The 608-nt window shown below is 57.4% G+C and carries 2 rRNA genes; both read left to right on the top strand.

The features are described 5' to 3' along the window. Positions 1-297 (top strand): 23S ribosomal RNA (locus CA984_RS44320); the annotation flags it as partial. A gap of 136 nt (positions 298-433) precedes the next feature. Further along, positions 434-550: ribosomal RNA gene (gene rrf, locus CA984_RS44315) — 5S ribosomal RNA — on the top strand. The last annotated feature ends 58 nt before the right edge of the window (positions 551-608 follow it).

Genomic DNA, 608 nt, shown 5'->3' with positions numbered 1-608 from the left:
GTTCGGTCCCTATCCGCTGCGCGCGCAGGAGACTTGAAAGGAGCTGTCCCTAGTACGAGAGGACCGGGACGGACGAACCTCTGGTGTGCCAGTTGTTCCGCCAGGAGCACGGCTGGTTGGCTACGTTCGGAAGGGATAACCGCTGAAAGCATCTAAGCGGGAAGCTCGCCTTGAGATGAGGTCTCCCACCACGTGAGTGGGTAAGGCCCCCAATAGACGATTGGGTTGATAGGCCGGAGGTGGAAGCACAGTAATGTGTGGAGCTGACCGGTACTAATAAGCCGAGGACTTGACCACAAAGCATAAGCTTGGTTTCTGCAGCGCTCTGTCCCTTCGCCGGGTCCGGAGCAGCGCGAAACCAAGGTTCTTGCCCGCGTCCACTATGCGATTCTGAAACAGCAAGCACCGTGTGTGTTTGACAGTTTCACAGTGTTACGGCGGTTATGGCGAAGGGGAAACACCCGGTTACATTCCGAACCCGGAAGTTAAGCTCTTCAGCGCCGATGGTACTGCACCGGGGACGGTGTGGGAGAGTAGGTCGCCGCCGGACAATCTTTATAGGAAAGGCCACCCTTCGGGGTCCTTCGGGGTGGCCTTTTCTGTTTTCC

It is taken from the genome of Streptosporangium minutum (assembly GCF_002149035.1).
Classification (GTDB): domain Bacteria; phylum Actinomycetota; class Actinomycetes; order Streptosporangiales; family Streptosporangiaceae; genus Streptosporangium; species Streptosporangium minutum.
Note: the sequence above shows the minus strand (reverse complement) of the source record. Positions and strands in the feature narration are given on the sequence as shown.